24 protein-coding genes and 1 other RNA gene are annotated in these 17,421 nt (G+C 69.5%); 15 read left to right on the plus strand and 10 right to left on the minus strand.

The window, feature by feature from the left end; genetic code table 11:
• Positions 1 to 5 precede the first annotated feature (5 nt).
• Positions 6 to 1,520, plus strand: coding sequence for an anthranilate synthase component I (gene trpE, locus F6X53_RS04395; RefSeq protein ID WP_150997589.1), 1,515 nt, complete (start codon positions 6 to 8; stop codon positions 1,518 to 1,520).
• 130 nt (positions 1,521 to 1,650) lie between these two features.
• Here the strand turns inward: trpE and F6X53_RS04400 are convergent, their stop codons facing one another.
• A complete protein-coding gene (locus tag F6X53_RS04400; RefSeq protein WP_150997591.1) occupies positions 1,651 to 3,342 on the minus strand; it encodes a methyl-accepting chemotaxis protein in 1,692 nt (563 codons plus the stop codon).
• A gap of 301 nt (positions 3,343 to 3,643) precedes the next feature.
• On the opposite strand from F6X53_RS04400, the gene F6X53_RS04405 reads away from it, so the two are divergent.
• Genes F6X53_RS04405 through F6X53_RS04425 form a run of 5 tightly spaced genes read left to right on the plus strand, consistent with a single transcriptional unit; the run spans position 3,644 to position 7,920 of the window.
• Complete coding sequence (locus F6X53_RS04405; RefSeq protein ID WP_150997593.1) at positions 3,644 to 4,258, plus strand: anthranilate synthase component II; 615 nt, start codon at positions 3,644 to 3,646, stop codon at positions 4,256 to 4,258.
• A 60-nt stretch (positions 4,259 to 4,318) separates the two neighbouring features.
• A complete protein-coding gene (gene trpD / locus F6X53_RS04410) occupies positions 4,319 to 5,332 on the plus strand; it encodes an anthranilate phosphoribosyltransferase (protein WP_150997595.1) in 1,014 nt (337 codons plus the stop codon).
• A gap of 8 nt (positions 5,333 to 5,340) precedes the next feature.
• Positions 5,341 to 6,174: an indole-3-glycerol phosphate synthase TrpC gene (gene trpC, locus F6X53_RS04415; protein ID WP_150997597.1), complete on the plus strand. Its 834-nt coding sequence runs from the start codon at positions 5,341 to 5,343 to the stop codon at positions 6,172 to 6,174.
• A 22-nt stretch (positions 6,175 to 6,196) separates the two neighbouring features.
• Positions 6,197 to 6,694 (plus strand): cyclic pyranopterin monophosphate synthase MoaC, encoded by a 498-nt coding sequence (gene moaC / locus F6X53_RS04420; RefSeq protein WP_150997599.1) that lies wholly within the window; start codon positions 6,197 to 6,199, stop codon positions 6,692 to 6,694.
• The gene (locus F6X53_RS04425) at positions 6,691 to 7,920 is read left to right on the plus strand and encodes a molybdopterin molybdotransferase MoeA (RefSeq protein ID WP_150997601.1); all 1,230 of its coding nucleotides are present in this window, start codon (positions 6,691 to 6,693) and stop codon (positions 7,918 to 7,920) included. Before moaC ends, F6X53_RS04425 begins: the two co-directional genes overlap by 4 nt.
• 118 nt (positions 7,921 to 8,038) lie before the next feature.
• Here the strand turns inward: F6X53_RS04425 and ssrA are convergent.
• Positions 8,039 to 8,394, minus strand: a transfer-messenger RNA (tmRNA) gene (gene ssrA / locus F6X53_RS04430).
• Positions 8,395 to 8,518: 124 nt separating this feature from the next.
• On the opposite strand from ssrA, the gene F6X53_RS04435 reads away from it, so the two are divergent.
• Together F6X53_RS04435 and F6X53_RS04440 are read left to right on the plus strand one after the other, a co-directional pair.
• On the plus strand, positions 8,519 to 8,704 hold the full coding sequence (locus F6X53_RS04435; RefSeq protein ID WP_150997603.1) for a hypothetical protein: 186 nt from the start codon (positions 8,519 to 8,521) through the stop codon (positions 8,702 to 8,704).
• Positions 8,701 to 9,462, plus strand: a complete 762-nt coding sequence (locus F6X53_RS04440) for a hypothetical protein (RefSeq protein WP_150997605.1) — start codon at positions 8,701 to 8,703, stop codon at positions 9,460 to 9,462. The genes F6X53_RS04435 and F6X53_RS04440 overlap by 4 nt, the downstream gene beginning before the upstream one ends.
• Here the strand turns inward: F6X53_RS04440 and F6X53_RS04445 are convergent.
• The 3 genes from F6X53_RS04445 to F6X53_RS04455 all read right to left on the minus strand — a co-directional run bounded on the left by F6X53_RS04445 (position 9,446) and on the right by F6X53_RS04455 (position 10,836).
• The gene (locus tag F6X53_RS04445) at positions 9,446 to 9,724 is read right to left on the minus strand and encodes a hypothetical protein (RefSeq protein WP_150997607.1); all 279 of its coding nucleotides are present in this window, start codon (positions 9,722 to 9,724) and stop codon (positions 9,446 to 9,448) included. The genes F6X53_RS04440 and F6X53_RS04445 overlap by 17 nt on opposite strands.
• 262 nt (positions 9,725 to 9,986) lie before the next feature.
• Positions 9,987 to 10,256 (minus strand): hypothetical protein, encoded by a 270-nt coding sequence (locus F6X53_RS04450; protein WP_150997609.1) that lies wholly within the window; start codon positions 10,254 to 10,256, stop codon positions 9,987 to 9,989.
• 136 nt (positions 10,257 to 10,392) lie between these two features.
• A complete protein-coding gene (locus F6X53_RS04455) occupies positions 10,393 to 10,836 on the minus strand; it encodes a DMT family transporter (protein WP_150997611.1) in 444 nt (147 codons plus the stop codon).
• Between the two features lie 262 nt (positions 10,837 to 11,098).
• On the opposite strand from F6X53_RS04455, the gene F6X53_RS04460 reads away from it, so the two are divergent.
• Together F6X53_RS04460 and F6X53_RS32150 are read left to right on the plus strand one after the other, a co-directional pair.
• Positions 11,099 to 11,386 carry a hypothetical protein gene (locus F6X53_RS04460; protein WP_150997613.1) on the plus strand — a complete coding sequence of 96 codons (288 nt, stop codon included), beginning with the start codon at positions 11,099 to 11,101 and terminating at the stop codon, positions 11,384 to 11,386.
• A 182-nt stretch (positions 11,387 to 11,568) separates the two neighbouring features.
• Positions 11,569 to 11,736 (plus strand): hypothetical protein, encoded by a 168-nt coding sequence (locus F6X53_RS32150; RefSeq protein WP_191970694.1) that lies wholly within the window; start codon positions 11,569 to 11,571, stop codon positions 11,734 to 11,736.
• Positions 11,737 to 11,789: 53 nt separating this feature from the next.
• Here the strand turns inward: F6X53_RS32150 and F6X53_RS33600 are convergent, their stop codons facing one another.
• Positions 11,790 to 11,924 carry a hypothetical protein gene (locus F6X53_RS33600; protein ID WP_280525993.1) on the minus strand — a complete coding sequence of 45 codons (135 nt, stop codon included), beginning with the start codon at positions 11,922 to 11,924 and terminating at the stop codon, positions 11,790 to 11,792.
• Positions 11,925 to 12,606: 682 nt separating this feature from the next.
• Positions 12,607 to 13,527, minus strand: coding sequence for a phosphotransferase family protein (locus F6X53_RS04465; RefSeq protein ID WP_150997615.1), 921 nt, complete (start codon positions 13,525 to 13,527; stop codon positions 12,607 to 12,609).
• 193 nt (positions 13,528 to 13,720) lie between these two features.
• Here F6X53_RS04465 and F6X53_RS32155 point away from each other — a divergent pair, with 193 nt between their 5' ends.
• Positions 13,721 to 13,873 carry a hypothetical protein gene (locus tag F6X53_RS32155; RefSeq protein WP_191970695.1) on the plus strand — a complete coding sequence of 51 codons (153 nt, stop codon included), beginning with the start codon at positions 13,721 to 13,723 and terminating at the stop codon, positions 13,871 to 13,873.
• 18 nt (positions 13,874 to 13,891) lie between these two features.
• On the opposite strand, the gene F6X53_RS04470 is transcribed toward F6X53_RS32155, so the two are convergent.
• Positions 13,892 to 14,563, minus strand: a complete 672-nt coding sequence (locus tag F6X53_RS04470; protein WP_150997617.1) for a metallophosphoesterase family protein — start codon at positions 14,561 to 14,563, stop codon at positions 13,892 to 13,894.
• A 283-nt stretch (positions 14,564 to 14,846) separates the two neighbouring features.
• Here F6X53_RS04470 and F6X53_RS04475 point away from each other — a divergent pair, with 283 nt between their 5' ends.
• The gene (locus F6X53_RS04475; protein WP_150997620.1) at positions 14,847 to 15,350 is read left to right on the plus strand and encodes a thermonuclease family protein; all 504 of its coding nucleotides are present in this window, start codon (positions 14,847 to 14,849) and stop codon (positions 15,348 to 15,350) included.
• A gap of 39 nt (positions 15,351 to 15,389) precedes the next feature.
• Here the strand turns inward: F6X53_RS04475 and F6X53_RS04480 are convergent, their stop codons facing one another.
• The gene (locus tag F6X53_RS04480; RefSeq protein WP_150997621.1) at positions 15,390 to 15,590 is read right to left on the minus strand and encodes a hypothetical protein; all 201 of its coding nucleotides are present in this window, start codon (positions 15,588 to 15,590) and stop codon (positions 15,390 to 15,392) included.
• 11 nt (positions 15,591 to 15,601) lie between these two features.
• Positions 15,602 to 15,727 (minus strand): hypothetical protein, encoded by a 126-nt coding sequence (locus F6X53_RS33605; protein ID WP_280525994.1) that lies wholly within the window; start codon positions 15,725 to 15,727, stop codon positions 15,602 to 15,604.
• A gap of 147 nt (positions 15,728 to 15,874) precedes the next feature.
• On the opposite strand from F6X53_RS33605, the gene F6X53_RS04485 reads away from it, so the two are divergent.
• The 3 genes from F6X53_RS04485 (at position 15,875) to F6X53_RS04495 (ending at position 17,417) form a co-directional block, all read left to right on the plus strand.
• A complete protein-coding gene (locus F6X53_RS04485; RefSeq protein WP_150997623.1) occupies positions 15,875 to 16,129 on the plus strand; it encodes a hypothetical protein in 255 nt (84 codons plus the stop codon).
• 81 nt (positions 16,130 to 16,210) lie between these two features.
• A complete protein-coding gene (locus F6X53_RS04490; RefSeq protein ID WP_150997625.1) occupies positions 16,211 to 16,705 on the plus strand; it encodes an HD domain-containing protein in 495 nt (164 codons plus the stop codon).
• 214 nt (positions 16,706 to 16,919) lie between these two features.
• Entirely contained in the window at positions 16,920 to 17,417 is a 498-nt protein-coding gene (locus F6X53_RS04495) for a phospholipase A2 family protein (RefSeq protein WP_150997626.1), read from the plus strand.
• Positions 17,418 to 17,421 lie beyond the last annotated feature (4 nt).

Raw genomic sequence — 17,421 nt, forward strand, 5'->3', positions numbered from 1 at the left:
CCGCGATGGTCGACGCCTACGAGACCTTCGCGGCCGGCTACGAGGCCGGCCGGCCGAGCCTCCTGAACCTCACCCTCGTGGCCGACCTCGAGACCCCGGTCGCGGCCTTCCTGAAGCTGCGCGCCGGCCATGCGGGGCCGGCCTTCCTGCTCGAATCCGTCGAGGGCGGCGCGGTCCGCGGGCGCTACTCGATGATCGGCCTCGACCCCGACCTGATCTGGCGCTGCCGCGAGGGCCGGGCGGCGATCGCGCGCGGCACCGACCTGACCCGGTTCGAGGCCGAGGACGGGGCGCCGCTGGAGAGCCTGCGGGCGCTGATCGCCGAGAGCGCGATCGGCCCCGAGGACACCGCCGAGCTGCCCCCGATGGCGGCCGGCCTGTTCGGCTATCTCGGCTACGACATGGTGCGGGCCATGGAGGTGCTGCCGGCGCCGAACCCCGACCCCCTCGGGGTGCCGGACGCCGTGCTGGTGCGGCCCCGGACCATGGTGGTGTTCGATGCCGTGCGCGACCTCATCACGGTGGTGAGCCCGGTCCGCCCGGCCGCCGGCCTCGGTGCCCGCGCGGCCTACGAGGCGGCGATGGGCCGGCTGGAGCGCGTCGCGGCGGCGCTCGAGGGCCCGCTCCCGATCGAGGCCCGGGCCGACCTCTCGGACGTCGCCCATCCGGAGCCCGTCTCCAACACGAGCCCGGCCGCCTACGCCGCGATGGTGGCGCGGGCGAAGGAGTACATCGTCGCGGGCGACATCTTCCAGGTGGTCCTGTCGCAGCGCTTCGAGGCGCCCTTCACGCTGCCGGCCTTCGCGCTCTACCGCTCGCTTCGGCGCACCAACCCGGCGCCCTTCCTGTGCTACCTCGATTTCGAGGATTTCCAGGTCGTCTGCTCAAGCCCCGAGATCCTGGTGCGGGTGCGCGACGGCCGCGTCACGATCCGGCCGATCGCCGGCACCCGGCGGCGCGGCGCGACGCCGGCCGAGGACAAGGCGCTGGCGGAGGAACTCCTCGCCGACCCGAAGGAGCGCTCCGAGCACCTGATGCTGCTCGACCTCGGCCGCAACGATGTCGGGCGCGTCGCGCGCATCGGCAGCGTCACCGTCACCGGCTCGTTCTTCCTCGAATATTACAGTCAGGTGATGCACATCGTCTCGAACGTCGAGGGCGATCTCGACCCGGCCCATGACAACCTCGCGGCCCTCGCGGCGGGATTCCCGGCCGGCACCGTCTCGGGCGCCCCCAAAGTCCGGGCGATGGAGATCATCGACGAGCTGGAGCGCGAGAAGCGCGGGCCCTATGGCGGCTGCATCGGATATTTCGGCGCGCGGGGCGAGATGGACACCTGCATCGTGCTTCGCACCGCCATCGTGAAGGACGGCCGCATGCATGTTCAGGCGGGCGCGGGCATCGTCTACGATTCAGACCCGGCCGCCGAGCAGCAGGAATGCGTCAACAAGGCCAAGGCCCTGTTCCGGGCCGCCGAGGACGCGGTTCTGTTCGCCGCGCGGGCGAAGCGCGGGCAGTAGCGGGCAGGAACTTGGCCGCGTCGCGGGGCTTGACCCTGCGCCGCGGCGCCACGCTTTCTCGGCCCGGTCGGCCTGCGGGGATCCGTCCGGAGCGCCCGAGGCGGGCGTCCGGTGGCCGGCGCGGCGGGTGTCACGCCGCCTTCACCTCGCCGAGGAAGCGTCGCACCGTCTGCCCGAGGGTGTTCGAGTGGGTGGCGAGTTCCCGGGCCGCGCCGAGGACCTGCGTCGCCGCCGAGCCCGTCTCGCCGGCGCCCCTGCGGACCTCGCCGACATTGCCGGTGACCTGCTCGGTGCCGTGGGCGGCCTCCTGCACGTTGCGGGCGATCTCGCGCGTCGCGGCCCCCTGCTGCTCCATCGCGGCGGCCACCTGCGTGGCGATATCCGCCATGCCCGAGATGGTCTCTCCGATCCCGCGAACCGCCGTCACCGCGCCGCGGGTGGCGCCCTGGATGGCGCTGATCTGGCCGGAGATCTCGTCGGTCGCGCGGCTGGTCTGCGCGGCGAGTTCCTTCACCTCGGTCGCCACCACGGCGAAGCCCCGCCCGGCATCGCCCGCCCGGGCGGCCTCGATGGTGGCGTTGAGGGCCAGCAGGTTGGTCTGCCCGGCGATGGTCGAGATCATCGCCACCACGTCCCCGATCTTCTCGGCCGTCGCGGCGAGGTCCCGGATGGTCGCGTCGGTGTCGCGGGCGCTGACGACCGCGGAGGCCGCGATCTCCGCCGAGCGGGCGACCTGGCGGGTGATCTCCTGGATCGAGATCGACAATTCCTCCGTGGCCGACGCCACGGTCTGGACGTTGCCCGAGGTCTGGGCCGAGGCGGCGGCGAGCGCCACCGCCTGCTGGTTCGTGCCCTCGGCGATGCCGGTCATGGAATGGGCCGTCGCCTCCATCTCGGTGGCGGCCGCGGCCAGACCCTCGGTCAGGCCCGTGGCCGTGGTCTCGAAGCTGCGCGTCACCGCATCGAGGCGCTCGGCGCGGCGCATCTTGGCGGCATCCTCCTCGGCCTGGAGCGCCCCGAGGCGGCGCGCCTCGGCGGCGTTGTCCCGGAACACGCCGAGGGCCCGGGCCAGCACGCCCACCTCGTCGCGGCGCTCGGTGCCCTCGACGGCGATGTCGAGGTCGCCCGCGGCGAGCCGCTCCAGGGCCCGGGTGATCCGGCCGAGCGGCCGGGTCACGGCCGTGATCACGATCAGGCCGGCGAGGCCGCAGGCCACGAGGAGGCCCAGGAAGGCGGCGCCCATCAGGGTGAGCGTGCCGCGCGTGGCGGTCGCGCCGGCCTGCTCCTTCGCCTCAAGCAACTCGCGTCCCAAGAGGCTCATCCGGCTCTCGACCGTCTCGATCAGCTTGCGCCGTGCCAGGCGCCCTTCGCCCTGGGAGATCGCCACGGCGCCCTGCGCATCGTTGCGCATACCGAGCTCCGTCGAACGATCGACGACCGCGAAATAGGCTTCGATCTGCCGGCGCAGCTCCTGATTCACGGCAAGACGCGCCGGCGAATCGGCGAGCGCGATCAGCCGATCGGAGGCCGCGAGCGCCGCGCCCTTGGCGACGTCCTGGCGGCGCTTGTACTCCGCCATCTCCTGGCTGCGCGTCTCGATCGTGATGTTGCGGTCCTGGATGGTCAGCTCGGCCAGGTTGATCCCGATGCGCAGGATGCTCTCCTGGCGTGCCGCCTGGACATCGACCAGCGCGTGGGTCTGGTCCGACATCGCCCCGAGCACGACGCGGGCATAGGCCACCAGCCCGATCGTCAGGAGGGCCACCAGGGCGAGCGGGATCGCGATCTTGGTCAGGACGCGCGCGTTGTGCAGTGCCTTCATGATGTGTTCCGCCTGATCCAGATCATCTATCGCCGGTTGAGCACAAAAATGGCCAGGTCCGATGAAGATACGATTAAATAGCGGCTTTATCCGCGGCGTTTCTCGCCGGATGCCCGATCCGCGCCAGAATTCATTTGAGCAATTTAATTTCATTACTTGGCTGCGCTTGGGCGCTTGTGAGCAAATTGCGCCATTCTTCGCGCGCAGTCCCCGCCCCTTCGCCGGCCCCCCGCCCCGGATCGCCCCCGCCCTTGACCGGACCCTCAAGTGACGTCATCTCGCCACGATGGGAACTGCGCCGATGCCCAACGTCCTGGTGATCGACAATTACGACTCGTTCACCTGGAACCTCGTCCATCTGATCGGGCCGCTCTGCGGCACGATCTCGGTCGCCCGCAACGACGCCATCACGGTCGAGGCGATCCGGGAGCGCCGGCCCGATGCGCTGGTGCTGTCGCCCGGCCCCTGCACCCCGAACGAGGCCGGGATCTGCCTCGACGCCGTGCGGGCGCTCGGCGGTGAGATCCCGATCTTCGGGGTCTGCCTCGGCCTGCAGACCATCGGGCAGGCTTTCGGCGGCGAGGTCGTGCGTGCGCCGAGCCCGATGCACGGGAAGGTCTCGACCATCCGGCACGGGTCGGGCGGGATCTTCCGCGGGCTCAACGATGCCTTCGAGGCGACGCGCTATCACTCCCTCGTGGTCGACCGCGCCCGCTGTCCGGAGAGCCTCACGGTCACGGCCGAGGCCGATGGTCTGATCATGGGGCTGGAACACGCGACGCTGCCGGTCCACGGGGTGCAGTTCCATCCCGAGAGCATCCTGTCGCATCACGGCGCGCAGATCCTGCGCAATTTCCTCGATATCGCCACCGCCTGGAACGCGGAGCGTGACAAGCGCGGCGACGGCGTGCATTGACGCCTGATCGTCAGGGAGCGGCGCCGGGCCCTCCCGCCTCGTAAGCTGCGCGTCGGGCGAATGGATTCCTTCAAGCCCCATCTTGCCAAGGTCGCCGCCGGCTTCGCCCTCGATCGGGCGGAAGCGCGCGCCGCCTTCGACGACCTGCTCTCCGGCGAGGTCACGCCGGTCCAGGCCGGGGCCTTCCTGATCGCCCTGAAGATGCGCGGCGAATCCCTGGACGAGATCGTCGGGGCCGTCGAGGCGATGCGGTCCCGCATGGTCACCGTGAACCCGGTCGCGGGCGCCGTCGACATCGTCGGGACCGGCGGCGATCACTCGGGCAGCTACAACGTCTCGACCCTCGCGGCGATCGTGACGGCGGCCTGCGGCGTTCCGGTGGCCAAGCACGGCAACCGCGCCGCGACCTCGCGCTCGGGGGCCGCCGACGTCCTCGCCTCGCTCGGCGTCAAGCTCGGTCTCGATCCCGAGGCCCTGGCGCGATGCCTGCACGAGGCCGGCCTCTGCTTCATGTTCGCGCAGACCCACCACGGCGCGATGCGCCACGTGGCGCCCATCCGCTCGGAATTGCCGGTGCGCACCATCTTCAATCTGCTGGGACCGCTCTCGAATCCCGCGGGCGTCGAGCGCCAGCTGCTCGGCGTCTCGACGGCGGCCTGGGCCGAGCCCCTGACCCGCGTCCTGGCGGAACTCGGCAGCCGGCGGGTCTGGACCGTGCACGGCTCGGACGGCCTCGACGAGATCACGGTGACCGGGCCGACCGCGGTCGTCGCCCTCGATGGGGGGCGGATCTCGCACTTCACCATCGACCCGCGCGAGGTCGGCCTGCCGCTCTGGACCCTCGCGGACCTGCGCGGCGGAGACCCCGATCATAACGCCCGCAGCCTCCACGCCGTCCTGGAAGGCGCGCGCAACGCCTATCGGGACATCGCCGTTCTCAATGCGGGGGCCGCGCTCGTGGTCGCGGAGGCCGCCGACACCCTCGCGGCGGGCGTCGCGCGGGCGAGCCATGCCGTCGATTCCGGGGCGGCCCGAGCCACCCTCGCCCGCCTCGTCGCCGTCTCGAACGCCTGAGGAACCCGATGTCCGAGACAGAGAGCAGCGGCACGAGCGCCCAGACCGTCCTGGCACGAATCGAGGCCTACAAGCGCCGCGAGATCGCGGAGGCGAAGCTTCGGGTGCCGCTGGCCAAGCTGGAGGCCCGGGTCGCCAAGATGGACCCGCCGCGCGGCTTCGCCGACGCGATCGCCACGCATGTCGCGGCCAAGCGCCCGGCGCTGATCGCGGAGGTCAAGAAGGCGTCCCCCTCGAAGGGGCTGATCCGCGCCGATTTCGACCCGGCCGCCCTCGCTTCCGCCTACGAGGCCGGGGGCGCCACCTGCCTCTCGGTCCTGACCGACGAGCCCTCCTTCCAGGGCAGGCCCGAATACCTGACCCAGGCTCGCGCCGCCTGCTCGCTGCCCGTCCTGCGCAAGGATTTCCTGTTCGAGCCCTACCAGGTCTTCGAGGCGCGGGCCTGGGGGGCCGATTGCATCCTCGTCATCATGGCCTGCCTCGACGACGCCGAGGCGGGCGACCTCGTCGAGGCCGCGCACGATCTCGGCATGGACGTGCTGGTCGAGGTGCACGATGCCGAGGAGCTCGAACGGGCCGTCCCGCTCGGGACCCGCCTGATCGGCATCAACAACCGCAACCTCAAGACCTTCGAGGTCTCGTTCGAGACCGCGATCAAGCTCGCGCCGGGCATTCCGCCGGACCGCATTCCGGTGGCCGAGAGCGGGATCTCGGGGCACGCGGACGTGGTGCGCCTGACGCAGGAAGGGCTCCATACGGTCCTGGTCGGCGAGAGCCTGATGCGGCAGTCCGACGTGGCGGCCGCGACGCGCCGCCTCCTCTTCGGCGAAGCCGGCGCGTGAGCCGATCGGCAGGGACAGCTTCATGACAGGCCTGACCCATCTCGATGCGAGCGGCGCGGCCAACATGGTCGACGTGACCGACAAGGCCGCAACGACCCGCACCGCGCGCGCCGGTGGCAGCGTGGTGATGCTGCCGGAGACGCTGCGGCTGATCCGCGAGGGCGATGCCAAGAAGGGCGACGTTATCGGCACCGCGCGCCTTGCCGGGATCATGGCGGCGAAGCGCACCCACGAGCTGATCCCGCTCTGCCACCCGCTCCTGCTCTCGAAGGTGCGGGTCGAGTGCGAGCCCGATGACGGGCTGCCCGGCCTTCGCATCACCGCCGAGGTGAAGGTGCAGGGTCCGACAGGCGTCGAGATGGAGGCGCTCACGGCGGTCTCGGTGGCCTGCCTGACCGTCTACGACATGGTGAAGGCCGTCGACCGGGGCATGCGCATCGAGGGCATCCGGCTGCTCGCCAAGGATGGCGGCCGCTCCGGCTCCTTCGTGGCGGAAGCCGATCCGGAGACGCGCGCGTGAGCGGCCTGCTGCCCGTCGCGGACGCGCTGGCCCGCATCCTCGCGAGCGTCGAGCGCCCGGTCGAGACCGAGAACCTGCCGATCACGGCGGCCGGCCGGCGCACGCTCTCGGCCGATCTCGCGGCCCGGCGCACGCAGCCGCCCTTCGCCGCCTCCGCGATGGATGGCTACGCGGTGCGCAGCGGCGACGTCGCGCAGGTTCCGGCGAGCCTCCGCCTCACCGGCACCAGCGCGGCCGGGCACGGATTCGCGGGCTCCCTCGGCCCCGGCGAGACGGTGCGGATCTTCACCGGCGCGCCGGTGCCGGACGGCGCCGACGCCATCCTGATCCAGGAGAACGCCGATGCCGAGGGCGACAGGGTCCTGGCCCGCGAGCCGGTGACGCCGGATCGCTTCATCCGGCGGCGGGGCCTCGATTTCCACGAAGGCGATGTCCTGCTGCGCGCCGGCGAAACCCTCGATGCGCGGCGCCTCGCCCTCGCGGCCGCCTCGGGACATGTCGAGATCCCGGTTCGGCGCAGGCCACGGGTGGCCATCCTGGCGACCGGGGATGAGCTCGTATCGCCCGGCCAGCCGGCGGCGTGGGACCAGATCATCGCCTCGAACGCCCTCGCGCTCGCCGAACTCGTTCGTGCCTCGGGCGGCGAGGCCATCGATCTCGGCATCGCCGCAGACAATCTGCCCGCCCTCGCGAGCGCGTTCCAGCGGGCGCGCGAGGCCGGGGCCGACCTCCTCGTGACGCTCGGCGGCGCCTCGGTCGGAGACCACGACCTCGTCCAATCCGCCCTCCGGGGCGAAGGGCTCGAACTCGCGTTCTGGCGCATCGCTTTGCGGCCCGGGAAACCCCTGATGCATGGCCGCCTGCGCGACATGCTGGTGATCGGGCTGCCGGGCAATCCGGTCTCGGCGATCGTCTGCGGGATCCTGTTCGTGGTGCCGGCAATCCGGGCCATGCTGGGCGACCCGGCGGCCGGGGCCGACCGGAGCGAGCCCGCCCGACTCGGACGCGCGCTCGCCGCCAATGACGGCCGGGCCGATTACCTGCGCGCGCGCCTGGAGACCGCCCCCGACCGGCTTCCCGTGGTCTATCCAGAAGAGCGCCAGGATTCCTCGATGCTCTCGACCCTCGGCCACGCCGAAGCGCTGCTGGTTCGCCCGCCCCACGCGGAGGCGGCCGAGGCCGGCGCGGCGTGCCGGATCATCCGCCTCGATCGCGGCCTGCTCTGAGCGTCGGAGCCGTCCCGAAGGTGAGGCCGAATCGGCGCGCAAGCGCCATCGCCGCGCGAGCCCGCGAAGAGCGCTCAAGTGCCGTGAGATGAAAGGGAAAGGTGGGTCCCGGAGCCGGAGCTCCGGGTTCTGTTTCTACGGTTACCCTACCGCAAGATGCTTACGCCGCGAGGCGGGCATCCATGACAACGTTATCGTTGGCATTTAGAGTTTTGGTCAGATGCCTGGAATAGGGGTTACCTACGCCAAACCGGTCGAAACCTTACCGACAGTCGCACCGTCTCCCGCCGAAGCGAGATAGGACTCGCGATCCCTTTACCGCCCAGTCGATCCTGTTTCGCCCCCAACAGGAGCGCATCACGATGCGCTCATGGTGGAGGCGCCGGGTACCGCCCCCGGGTCCTGAAACGTTATTACGAACCGGTCATCAACCGCATCCGAGATATGGGCGGTCGCGGCCGGAAAATCAACTCGCGTCCGCGGCCCGGATCGACAGCCCGGCGGCGCGCGGCTTCCGGGCAACGGCGCGCCGAACTGCGCAAGGCCTGGCCCGAACGGCGGTTGTGGAAAGCATCGCAGACCCGCTACAGCCGACAGCATGTCAGATCTCGAAGCCCTGCTCGACCGCCTGAAGGCCGCCCAGCGCATGCTGGTTCTTCAGGCTGCGGAACTCGCGATGCTCCCGCCCGACGGGACCTTGCGCAAGATCGCCGATCTCGAGAACACGATCGCGGCCGTCGAGGCCCTGATCGATGAGGAGCGGCACGCGGATCCGCGCCCGTGAGCTGGCGGGACGAGCGCAATGCGCTGTCCCGGGAACGGCTCGAACGCGCCATCCCGGCGATCTTCCCGGCCACGGTTCTGCGGCATGCGCTCAGCAGACCGCTGAAGCCGCCGACGCCGCGCCTCGCCGTCGAGAGCTACTGGCGCCATCACCTCCTGCGCGCCGATCGCCTTGCGCGGGCGCTGGCGGCGTGTTCCGGCCAGCCCGAGGGATGGTCCTGGCGGCTCGGCGGCGAGAAGGGAGCCGGGCTTCCCCTCACCTTCCGGATGCCGCCCTCGCCCTACCGCGAGCCGGCGCATGCCCGCGGTCGCGGCCATTGCTGCATCTGCGGACAGCCGGTCTATCGCTTCGGCTGGCACCGCGATCTGTGGGGCGCCGGGATCCCCAACAAGAATGCCAGCTGGCACTCGGCCTGCGTCGCCGCCTGGAAGCTCTGGACCTCGCCGAGCGACCACGTGAAGATCCTGAAGGCCGGGCAAAGGCACCGTTGCGCGGCCTCCGGCAAGCGGCTCTTCAAGACCGCCGAGGTGGATCATCGCGTTCCGCTCTACCGCGTTTGGCGCGAGCACCGGGACGCGCCGTGGCCGACGCTGTTGTCCTTCTGGGGCACGCCGAACCTTCAGGTGGTCAACCGAGCGGTCCATGCCGAGAAATGCGGCCAGGAAGCCGGCGAGCGGGCCGCCCGCCGGCGCCTCGCGGCAGCCGAGGCGCCCTCCGAGAGCGCAATTCCGGAGGGTCTGCTCAGCGACCCGACGTGACCGGCCCCACCACGGTCTTGGTGCGCTCGATCATCGCGATCAGGACGGTGTGGAACGCCTGTTGCGCCTCCGACATCGTGGCGGGGCTGCGGTCGCGGCTGAGGTCGTCCAGGAGTGCATCCATCGCGGCAGCGCGTCCCTGAGGGTCGGGTTCGGCGAGCGCAAACTTCAGAATCGCGTTCTGCGCGGCCCCGAGATCGTCGCGATCCGCGTGGTCGATGTAGGATCGGAGGTCGCGCGCGCATTCGTCATGAGATGTCATGCGACTCACCATGGCATGAGGCGAGGGTCTGCGGCCAGCGCCCGGTCCGGCCTGGGCCTATGACCTCGCGTGATCGGGGCACAGGACCGCAGCCGAAACAGGCGGCCGCGTCCCAACGCATCGCAGGGCGTGTTTGGGGCGGACCAAGCGCGGGCAATCATCGAACCGCACGACAAGGGCCGTCACACCGGGCGTGAAAAACAAAAAAAGTCCCGCAAGCCCGAGGGCTGCGGGACCCGCATCGCGTTCGGCGTCGATGGTGTTAACGTGTGCCGCTTCCGCTCGCGCTGCCCTGCGGCACCGCGCGCTCGGGCTGACCGGCATTGCCGCCCGCGGCGGAATCCGTCGTGATCGTCGAGGCACCCGTCGCGCCCGGCGCGATCACGACATTGCGGTCGTTGCCGGTCGTATTGGGCTGACCCTGGACGACTGTTCCGGTCGAACCCGGCTCACGCGCGGCCGGCGCAGTCTGCGCGAAGGCCGGGGAAGCAATCGAGAGGGCCAGGGCGGTCACAGCAACAATTTTCTTCATGTTGTCTCCTTGCTGGAAATCCCAGCGTCTGGGCAGATAACTGCGTTCGTCGCATTAGGTTGCTCGCAACTTCTCTCGAAGACGCGGATGCAGATCCGGAACTCCGACCGGGCTTGCGGCCGACGGCGCGACGGCCTCAGGTCAGTGCCACGATGGCGACGCCCGCGATCATCAGGCCCCCTCCGAGGATGCGCCAAAGGCTCGCCGGGTGCTGCGCGAAACCGACCCAGCCGAAATGGTCAAGGGCGATCGAGGTGACGACGCCCGCGGTCACCAGGATGCCCAGGAACGGCGCGGCACCGATCTGCCGGGCGATGAGGAGCTGGGTGATCACGATCCCGCCGCCCAGAACGCCGCCGATCCAGGCCCACCACGGGATCTGCGCGGCCTGATCGTAGCTCGGCAGCGCCATGCGCCCGGAGATCAGGCCGACGGTCAGGATGCTCAGGAGCGTCCCGGCCCCGACGACGAGCCCGGCGGCCAGGGGCTGCGGCAGGTCCTTGGCCAGCGTCCCATTCATCCCGGGCTGGATGGCGTTGGCGATGCCCGCGAGCAGCACGCACCCGTACAGATACCACATGCATCGACCTCTTCAGCCTTGGAGTGCTCGGCAGGAGCCAGGACCCGGAATTGCTTGACGGCCGGAGCGGCGCTTCGCCGGCCGGGCGGGTGCTGACTGATTGAGCGAACGACCCGAACAGGATCTGGATCCCCGGAGCATAAGCATCGGCTTGGAACGGCTAGGCTTTCGGGAAGACGATCGCGCGGTGATGGATCGGAATTGAACGAAAGGTCGGTGTTCGCCGTTGGGATCGCAGTTCCTGAAACGGAGGAAACCAACGATGCGTACCACGACGATTAGCCTCGCGACCGCGATGATCCTGGCCTTGTCCGGCTCGGCGTTTGCCCAGACCGCCACCGGCGGTGGGAGTGCTGAGCGCAACATGACGAATCCCGGGAGCGTGAAGTCGAATTCCGAGAAGGGCATGGAGCGCTCGATGAGCACGACGGCGCCCGGCACGGCCGGTGCGGCCGGTGACACCACCGGCTCGACCAGCGGTCACAGCGGTGGTGCCAACACGAGCGGCGGTGCGGCCGGCACCGCGCCCGGTGCGGCCGGCGCGCGCTGAACGCTTCCAGCATCCCGCAGAGCGATGGGGCCGGGTTCATCCCGGCCCTTTTCGTTGCTCGGAAGGCCTGTTCGGGCTCGCCGATTGCCGATGCACGACCGACAGGGGCGAAGCGCCGCATGTCGAACCAGGTGCCTCCTCCAGCCTGACGCGTTGGCCTGCCTCACATCCCGGAGATGCTCATGGACACTCGCGCAAATTCAACGATCGGCAGCAACCCGGCCAATGCACCGGTGCACCGGCAGGGTCAGGACGTCGACACGGTCGATCAACTCAGCAGCGTCGTGCTGCTCGGTCTCGCCTTGGTCGGCGGCGCCGCCGCGATCCTGCTCCACTGGCTCATCCACTGAGCCGTCCGGTCTGAGCGGATCGGTGCGACACCCTGCCGTCAGGCATCGGGATCCTATTCGTTGCGCTCCGGTGCCCTGTCCGGCCGAGGGTCCGGCGAGGACGAGCCCTTTCCGGCCTCGATGAAGCGACCGATCAGAATTCCGACGGGAATCGAGAGCAGGAACCAGTTGCGGAGGAACCTGAACATCCTGCCTCGCGGTGCCCGCGCTCGGGGGGCGAGACCGGAGCCTAGCGTCAGGTGCTCTCGTCCGCAAACGCAGGATTAAGGCCAAGCTTCGACCCCGCCGGCCGTCTTGTCCACAGGATAGACAAGTCCTTCGTGAGATGGTCCGGGTCGGAACGAGTGGTGCCGCCCGTGTTCGATTGACAATCGCCGGATGCGGCCTCTTTCCGTCGAAATGCGTTACATATCGCGGCGCCTCTCAACGGTCATCGACTGGAATTCGACGAGCCCCGTGCGGTCCCTGCTAAGTTTACCTGTCGCGAGATCGGCCCGGTCGGTGTCGCGACGGGCGGGCCGAGCGCTTATGAACCCATGTGACTTGGCCCGCCGCCCTCACAACCCGGGGCGACGGATCTTGGCGGAATCGCCCTCCTTCCAGATCGCGCGAATGCTCACGCCTCCCAGAGGCAGGCTTGGTGGCGACACGTCGCCAACGATCGTTCACGCGGCTGCGCGCGTCGCCCGGATATCGGGGGATGCGCGGGCGACCGGCGATGATAGGATCGCGCCTCCCCCACCCAGGTCATGGCACGCCCCGCAATCCATGGACGTCGTCGAGATCATCGCCGTGGCCGCCGCATTTCTGGGCGCCGGCATCAGCATCGGGATCGCCGTGGCGAATTGGTGAGGGGATCTGCCCTGCGCCTCAGGCCAGGAAGAGCGCGGCCATCATCGCCTCGTCCGAGAGCCCAACCGCGACGCAGGCCATGAGGATTGTGGCCCGCACGAGCCCCGGGGCCGGCTCCCTGACGCGCCGGGCGAGACGCTCGGCATCCGCCCGCACCGCATCCTCGTTCGCGGCCGCCTGGCCGAACAGGCGGGACACCAGGAGCGGCAGGCGCCAAGCCCTCAGCTCGGAGACGGGCGTGCCCGTCAGCTGCGCGTAGCGCCAGAGATACAGGAAGGCCACGAGCTTCCGGATCGGGGTCATCGGCAGAATCGTGCCGAAACGACCGAGGTTCCATCGGCCGTGTTCGAGGATCAGCGCGGTCCTGGCAACATCGGCGGCGGGGTTGCCGGCGCGCGCCTTCTGCCAATCCACGATCGACAGGCCGTCGGGGGTGCAGATGACATTCTCGGGATGCAGATCGCCATGGCAGAGGCTGGTCCCGTCCGGCAAGCGATCGAGCACGGCAAGTGCCGCGCGCTTCACGGAATCCGACACGCGCGCCTTGGCGATCTGGCTGCGGAGCATCGCGTGCTGGCTCGGCAATTGCGCCGCGTCGCAGGTGTGGATCTGGCGCTGGAGGCGCGCAATCTGCCTGAGGGCGATGAGGAGCCCGACCGGATCACGCGCGTAGCGGCCCAACACGCTTCGCCCCTGGAGACGCGCGAACACGATCCCGGTTCGGCCGTCCTCCTGCGTGATCCTGACGGGCGCCGGGACCGGAAGCCCGCGTGCCCACGCGAGCTGCGTCGCATCGAACTCGTTGAGGATTGCGGCCGGCTCCCAGGGCACCCGGTAGAGCTTGAGCACCTGGTCGGGCCCGTATTCAAACACGTCCGAGCTGCGCCCGGAGCCGATTCGAGGGCCACGGGCACGCCGAGGGTCTTGGTCTGCGGACATGGAGATTTTCGAGGGCTTCAGCAGCCCCCTGCTTTGGCGATCAGCAGGCTAAGCAGTGCGCCGAACAGGCGCAATCATAGCAACGCTCAGGCAGAGGCTCAGGCAGGCTTCGATGTGCTCGCGCGCACACCGAGGCCCACTTCGCGCTCCCATCTCTCTGTAGCCTGCTCCGACGACCTCAACAGGTTGAGGAATGCAGTTGACCTTCATGGGTGCTGTGATGTCCTTACGTTTTGCTTCCGCCCTTGCCGCCGCTGTCGCGACCGCGATGACCTTCGGTTTCCTGGCGATCGCCGCGCAGGCGCACGTGCTTCTCGCGACCGGCCCAATCGTCCAAGCCCTCTGACGGACCAGCCGCGCGGGGTCAGTCCGAGGCCGCCACCTGCAGGAACGCGACGGCCCGTTGCGCGTCGCGGGTGAACACGCCGGCCGACAAAGCACCGCCGCGAACCGCCGCGGTGTCGAGGTTGGTGCGGTGCCTCCGGATATCCGGCCGGCCGGATTTCTGGGGCGTATGCCCGTGCACCACGTGCTTGCCGAAATCGTAATCGGCGGAGAGAAACGGCTCGCGGATCCAGAGGCGTGTCTCGATGTCGGGATCGATTCCCGGCTGCCCGGGCCGGAACCCGGCATGGACGTAGTAGCGGCGGTCGTCCTCGTGGACCGTCGGCAGGCCCGACAGCCAGGCCAGCACGTCATGGGGCAGGTCTTCCGGATCTTCGATGCCGAAGGATGCCAGGGTGGTGACGCCGCCATTCTCGTGCCAGGCGGTTGCCCCGAGACCGTCCCGATAGGAGGCCAGCATCATCTCCTCGTGGTTGCCCATGAGGCAGATCACGGCCTCGGGCTCCCCTTGCTGCAAACCGCGCAGGATCGCGATCACGCGGGCGCTGTCCGGTCCGCGATCGACGTAGTCGCCCAGGAACACGAGGCAGCGGTCGCGCCCGGCGCGGTGCTGCTCGATCCGCGCGAGCAGCCGCTCGAGAAGGTCAGCGCATCCATGAATGTCGCCGATGGCGTAGGTGAGGTCCGGCATGGCACTCCCGGGACTGTATCACGCGCCATTCCTCACGCAGGCGGTGAGGTCGTCATGACACGGGCCAGACCTTACCGCATGCGCGAACGGCCATGCCCGGGAATGATGCCACGGCGCGTGGCCGGGACCAGGCCCTTGAGCGGAAGCGGAGTGTTACGGGAGATTAACGTTACGCGCCTATCCGTTCGAGGGGGCCCGGCCTGCCGTCTTTTGGCCGAATGTCGTGGTAACCCTGGCCACTCCTCGGCACATCACGTCGCTCCCCTCAGGCAACCCCCGTTCAATGCTGCGCTCCACGACCCTCCTTCTCCTGCTCACGCTCCCGGCTCTGTCGGCGGAGACGATCTCCGGACCCGCCGTGGTCGTCGACGGGGACACGATCGAGTTGCAGGGCGCGCAGATCCGACTCTACGGGATCGACGCGCCGGAAGCGGCACAGACCTGCGAGAACGCGACCGGGCGGACCTACCCTTGCGGCCGCACGGCGGCCCATGCCCTGGCCGGACAGATCGGCACGAATCCCGTCACCTGCGAGCCTGTGAAGACGCCCAAGCGTGAGCGGGTCGTGGCGGTCTGCCGCGTCGGTCACGAGGATCTGAGTGCCTGGATGGCCGCGCATGGCCAGGCCATCGCCGAGCGGCGCGCCTCCCCGGCCTACCTCCGGCAGGAAAGCAAGGCCTGGGCGACGCGCCGCGGCCTCTGGGCCGGGACCTTCGTCGAGCCCATGGATTGGCGCCATGCGAACCGCCGCGCCGAGGTGACCGCGAACCCGCCGGCCAACGACTGAGTCTCGGAGCGATCCGGCGTGCCGATCAGGCAATCCGGGTCAGGGCGTTCTGGGGGTCGGAAAGGCGGGCTTCGGGCAATCGGGCAGGATGACCTTGCCGACCGTGTTCTGCGGATCGCAGGCGGGAACCGCCGGCTTGCCGTCCGTCTCGGCGCGCTGCTCCTCGCGCGCGCTCGACCGCCACAAGCCAATTCCGACCACGACGGCGATCGCCAGCAGGGCGGCGGCGATCAGAGGCATCCCGAGCCGCATCACGACGCGTCCGTGGCGATGCCGGTCGCCTCACGGGCGGGCGATCCCCTCAGGAACACCAGGGCACTGCCCAGAACCGCCAGGGCAAGGGCGGCGGAGAAGACGAGGAAGAGCCAACGAGGCATGAGCGAAGCAAAATTCCGGTCGGGCGCGGTGCCGGGAAGGCCGCGGTGACATAACGCGAGACGGACCGATCCGTCGCAACCCTGTCAGGAACAAGCGATAAGCTTGACCGTTGATACGCAGGGGGGGTCATTGGCGTGAGTGGCACGATGGCTCTGACTGGACGGTTCTGGTTCAAGAAGACCTGGAGCGGGAAGCTCCTTCTCCTCGTAGAGGAGAAGAAGCCGAGCTGGTTCAAGAACGGCGAGTTCAAGCTGCGCTGGCGCGAAGCGAGGCTCCTCGATCTCGCCGAGCTGCCCCTGCAGCCCCTGATGGATCTCGGGCGCCTCAACCGCCCGAGCTACAGCAGCCGCTCGGCGGGACTTCGCGTCGTCGAGACGGCGCCCGTCGAGAAGGCTTCCTGACTTGGGCGACGTCTCGCGCACACAGTGTCGGCGCAGGCGGCCGCGGGTGATACACATCTCTCGGGGCCGCCCGGGAAGGCCATGAGCAGCATCTTCGACGCGCATAGCTTCGCGATCACCGCCCATGCGGGTCAGATCGACAAGGGTGGCCAACCCTATATCCGCCACCTCGAACGCGTCGCCAACGCTGCGGTGGCGCGCGCCGGGCACGCCCGAGCGGTCGACAGCCTCGCGATCGATCCCATGGCGGTGATGCAGGCGGCCATCCTTCACGACGTGCTCGAGGATACGCCTCGGACGATCGCGGACCTGCGCGCCGCGGGCTTCGGGGCGGATGTCGTCGAGATGGTGACGATCCTGACGAAACCGGTTGCGCGGACCGCCTACTCGGAACGCATCACGCGGGTGATCGAGAGCGGCAATCTCGGCGCCATCCTGATCAAGATGTCCGACAACGCGGACAATCTGAGCCCCGACCGCACCCTGCCCGACGCGGGCTGGCTGAAGGAGCGCTATGCGGCGGGCTTCGCCCGGCTGAAACAGGCGGCTCAAGGTCTCGGCTACACCGGCGATTGAGCGGCGAGCTTGCGCCCTGTAGCAGCGCGCGAAATCGTCGCGGCGCCGACGAATCCGGTGCCGGGACACCCGCTTGGCTCGGTGCGGCGACCGGCATCGACGACCGATCGTCGGGAACCGATCGAGCGCTCCGCTCCTTCTAACCGGACTCGCTGCATTGCAGCACGCGACACGACCCGCCTGAGGGGGCGAGATCGCAAGAGATCACCAGTCGATGCTCGGCAAAGTCACCGTACCGTTTCTTCTTTCCGCAGGTTCTGCCGCCTGTCTGGCTGCCGGTCTTGCCGCCTGTCTCGCGGGACCGGCCATGGCGCAGACCGCATCAGGAACTCAGGGACCGGCCCTGCTGGTTCACGGCAATTATTGCGGCCCCGGCAACAACGCCCCGTTGGCGCCGATCGACGCCCTGGATGCGGCCTGTGCCCGGCACGATGACTGCACCCCGGATGGCGGGCTGCCCTCGCGGGCATGCAATCTTCGTTTGGAGCGGGAGGCCGCGCGGATCTCCCGCGACCGGCGGCAACCGGACGATCTCCGCGCGATGGCCGGGCTCGTCTCCGCCGGAGCCTCCATGATGATGGCTACCTCGGACATTCCGCCGGCGCCGGCCTCGATCCCCGCTGGGCTCGACCGACCCGATACGGCCACCGCGCCGCAATGGTTCGGCGCGCCCGCCAACCTGGTGACCGACGAGCCGGAATCCGACGAGTAACCGT

This window comes from Methylobacterium soli (assembly GCF_008806385.1).
Classification (GTDB): domain Bacteria; phylum Pseudomonadota; class Alphaproteobacteria; order Rhizobiales; family Beijerinckiaceae; genus Methylobacterium; species Methylobacterium soli.

Bases quoted from the DNA above. Each gene is read 5' to 3' on its own strand.
- trpE (WP_150997589.1), top strand. From the start codon at position 6: ATGGTCGACGCCTACGAGACCTTCGCGGCCGGCTACGAGGCCGGCCGG.
- F6X53_RS04400 (WP_150997591.1), bottom strand. From the start codon at position 3,342: ATGAAGGCACTGCACAACGCGCGCGTCCTGACCAAGATCGCGATCCCG.
- F6X53_RS04405 (WP_150997593.1), top strand. From the start codon at position 3,644: ATGCCCAACGTCCTGGTGATCGACAATTACGACTCGTTCACCTGGAAC.
- trpD (WP_150997595.1), top strand. From the start codon at position 4,319: ATGGATTCCTTCAAGCCCCATCTTGCCAAGGTCGCCGCCGGCTTCGCC.
- trpC (WP_150997597.1), top strand. From the start codon at position 5,341: ATGTCCGAGACAGAGAGCAGCGGCACGAGCGCCCAGACCGTCCTGGCA.
- moaC (WP_150997599.1), top strand. From the start codon at position 6,197: ATGACAGGCCTGACCCATCTCGATGCGAGCGGCGCGGCCAACATGGTC.
- F6X53_RS04435 (WP_150997603.1), top strand. From the start codon at position 8,519: ATGTCAGATCTCGAAGCCCTGCTCGACCGCCTGAAGGCCGCCCAGCGC.
- F6X53_RS04445 (WP_150997607.1), bottom strand. From the start codon at position 9,724: ATGACATCTCATGACGAATGCGCGCGCGACCTCCGATCCTACATCGAC.
- F6X53_RS04450 (WP_150997609.1), bottom strand. From the start codon at position 10,256: ATGAAGAAAATTGTTGCTGTGACCGCCCTGGCCCTCTCGATTGCTTCC.
- F6X53_RS04455 (WP_150997611.1), bottom strand. From the start codon at position 10,836: ATGTGGTATCTGTACGGGTGCGTGCTGCTCGCGGGCATCGCCAACGCC.
- F6X53_RS04460 (WP_150997613.1), top strand. From the start codon at position 11,099: ATGCGTACCACGACGATTAGCCTCGCGACCGCGATGATCCTGGCCTTG.
- F6X53_RS32150 (WP_191970694.1), top strand. From the start codon at position 11,569: ATGGACACTCGCGCAAATTCAACGATCGGCAGCAACCCGGCCAATGCA.
- F6X53_RS33600 (WP_280525993.1), bottom strand. From the start codon at position 11,924: ATGTTCAGGTTCCTCCGCAACTGGTTCCTGCTCTCGATTCCCGTCGGA.
- F6X53_RS04465 (WP_150997615.1), bottom strand. From the start codon at position 13,527: ATGTCCGCAGACCAAGACCCTCGGCGTGCCCGTGGCCCTCGAATCGGC.
- F6X53_RS32155 (WP_191970695.1), top strand. From the start codon at position 13,721: ATGCAGTTGACCTTCATGGGTGCTGTGATGTCCTTACGTTTTGCTTCC.
- F6X53_RS04470 (WP_150997617.1), bottom strand. From the start codon at position 14,563: ATGCCGGACCTCACCTACGCCATCGGCGACATTCATGGATGCGCTGAC.
- F6X53_RS04475 (WP_150997620.1), top strand. From the start codon at position 14,847: ATGCTGCGCTCCACGACCCTCCTTCTCCTGCTCACGCTCCCGGCTCTG.
- F6X53_RS04480 (WP_150997621.1), bottom strand. From the start codon at position 15,590: ATGCCTCTGATCGCCGCCGCCCTGCTGGCGATCGCCGTCGTGGTCGGA.
- F6X53_RS33605 (WP_280525994.1), bottom strand. From the start codon at position 15,727: ATGCCTCGTTGGCTCTTCCTCGTCTTCTCCGCCGCCCTTGCCCTGGCG.
- F6X53_RS04485 (WP_150997623.1), top strand. From the start codon at position 15,875: ATGGCTCTGACTGGACGGTTCTGGTTCAAGAAGACCTGGAGCGGGAAG.
- F6X53_RS04490 (WP_150997625.1), top strand. From the start codon at position 16,211: ATGAGCAGCATCTTCGACGCGCATAGCTTCGCGATCACCGCCCATGCG.
- F6X53_RS04495 (WP_150997626.1), top strand. From the start codon at position 16,920: ATGCTCGGCAAAGTCACCGTACCGTTTCTTCTTTCCGCAGGTTCTGCC.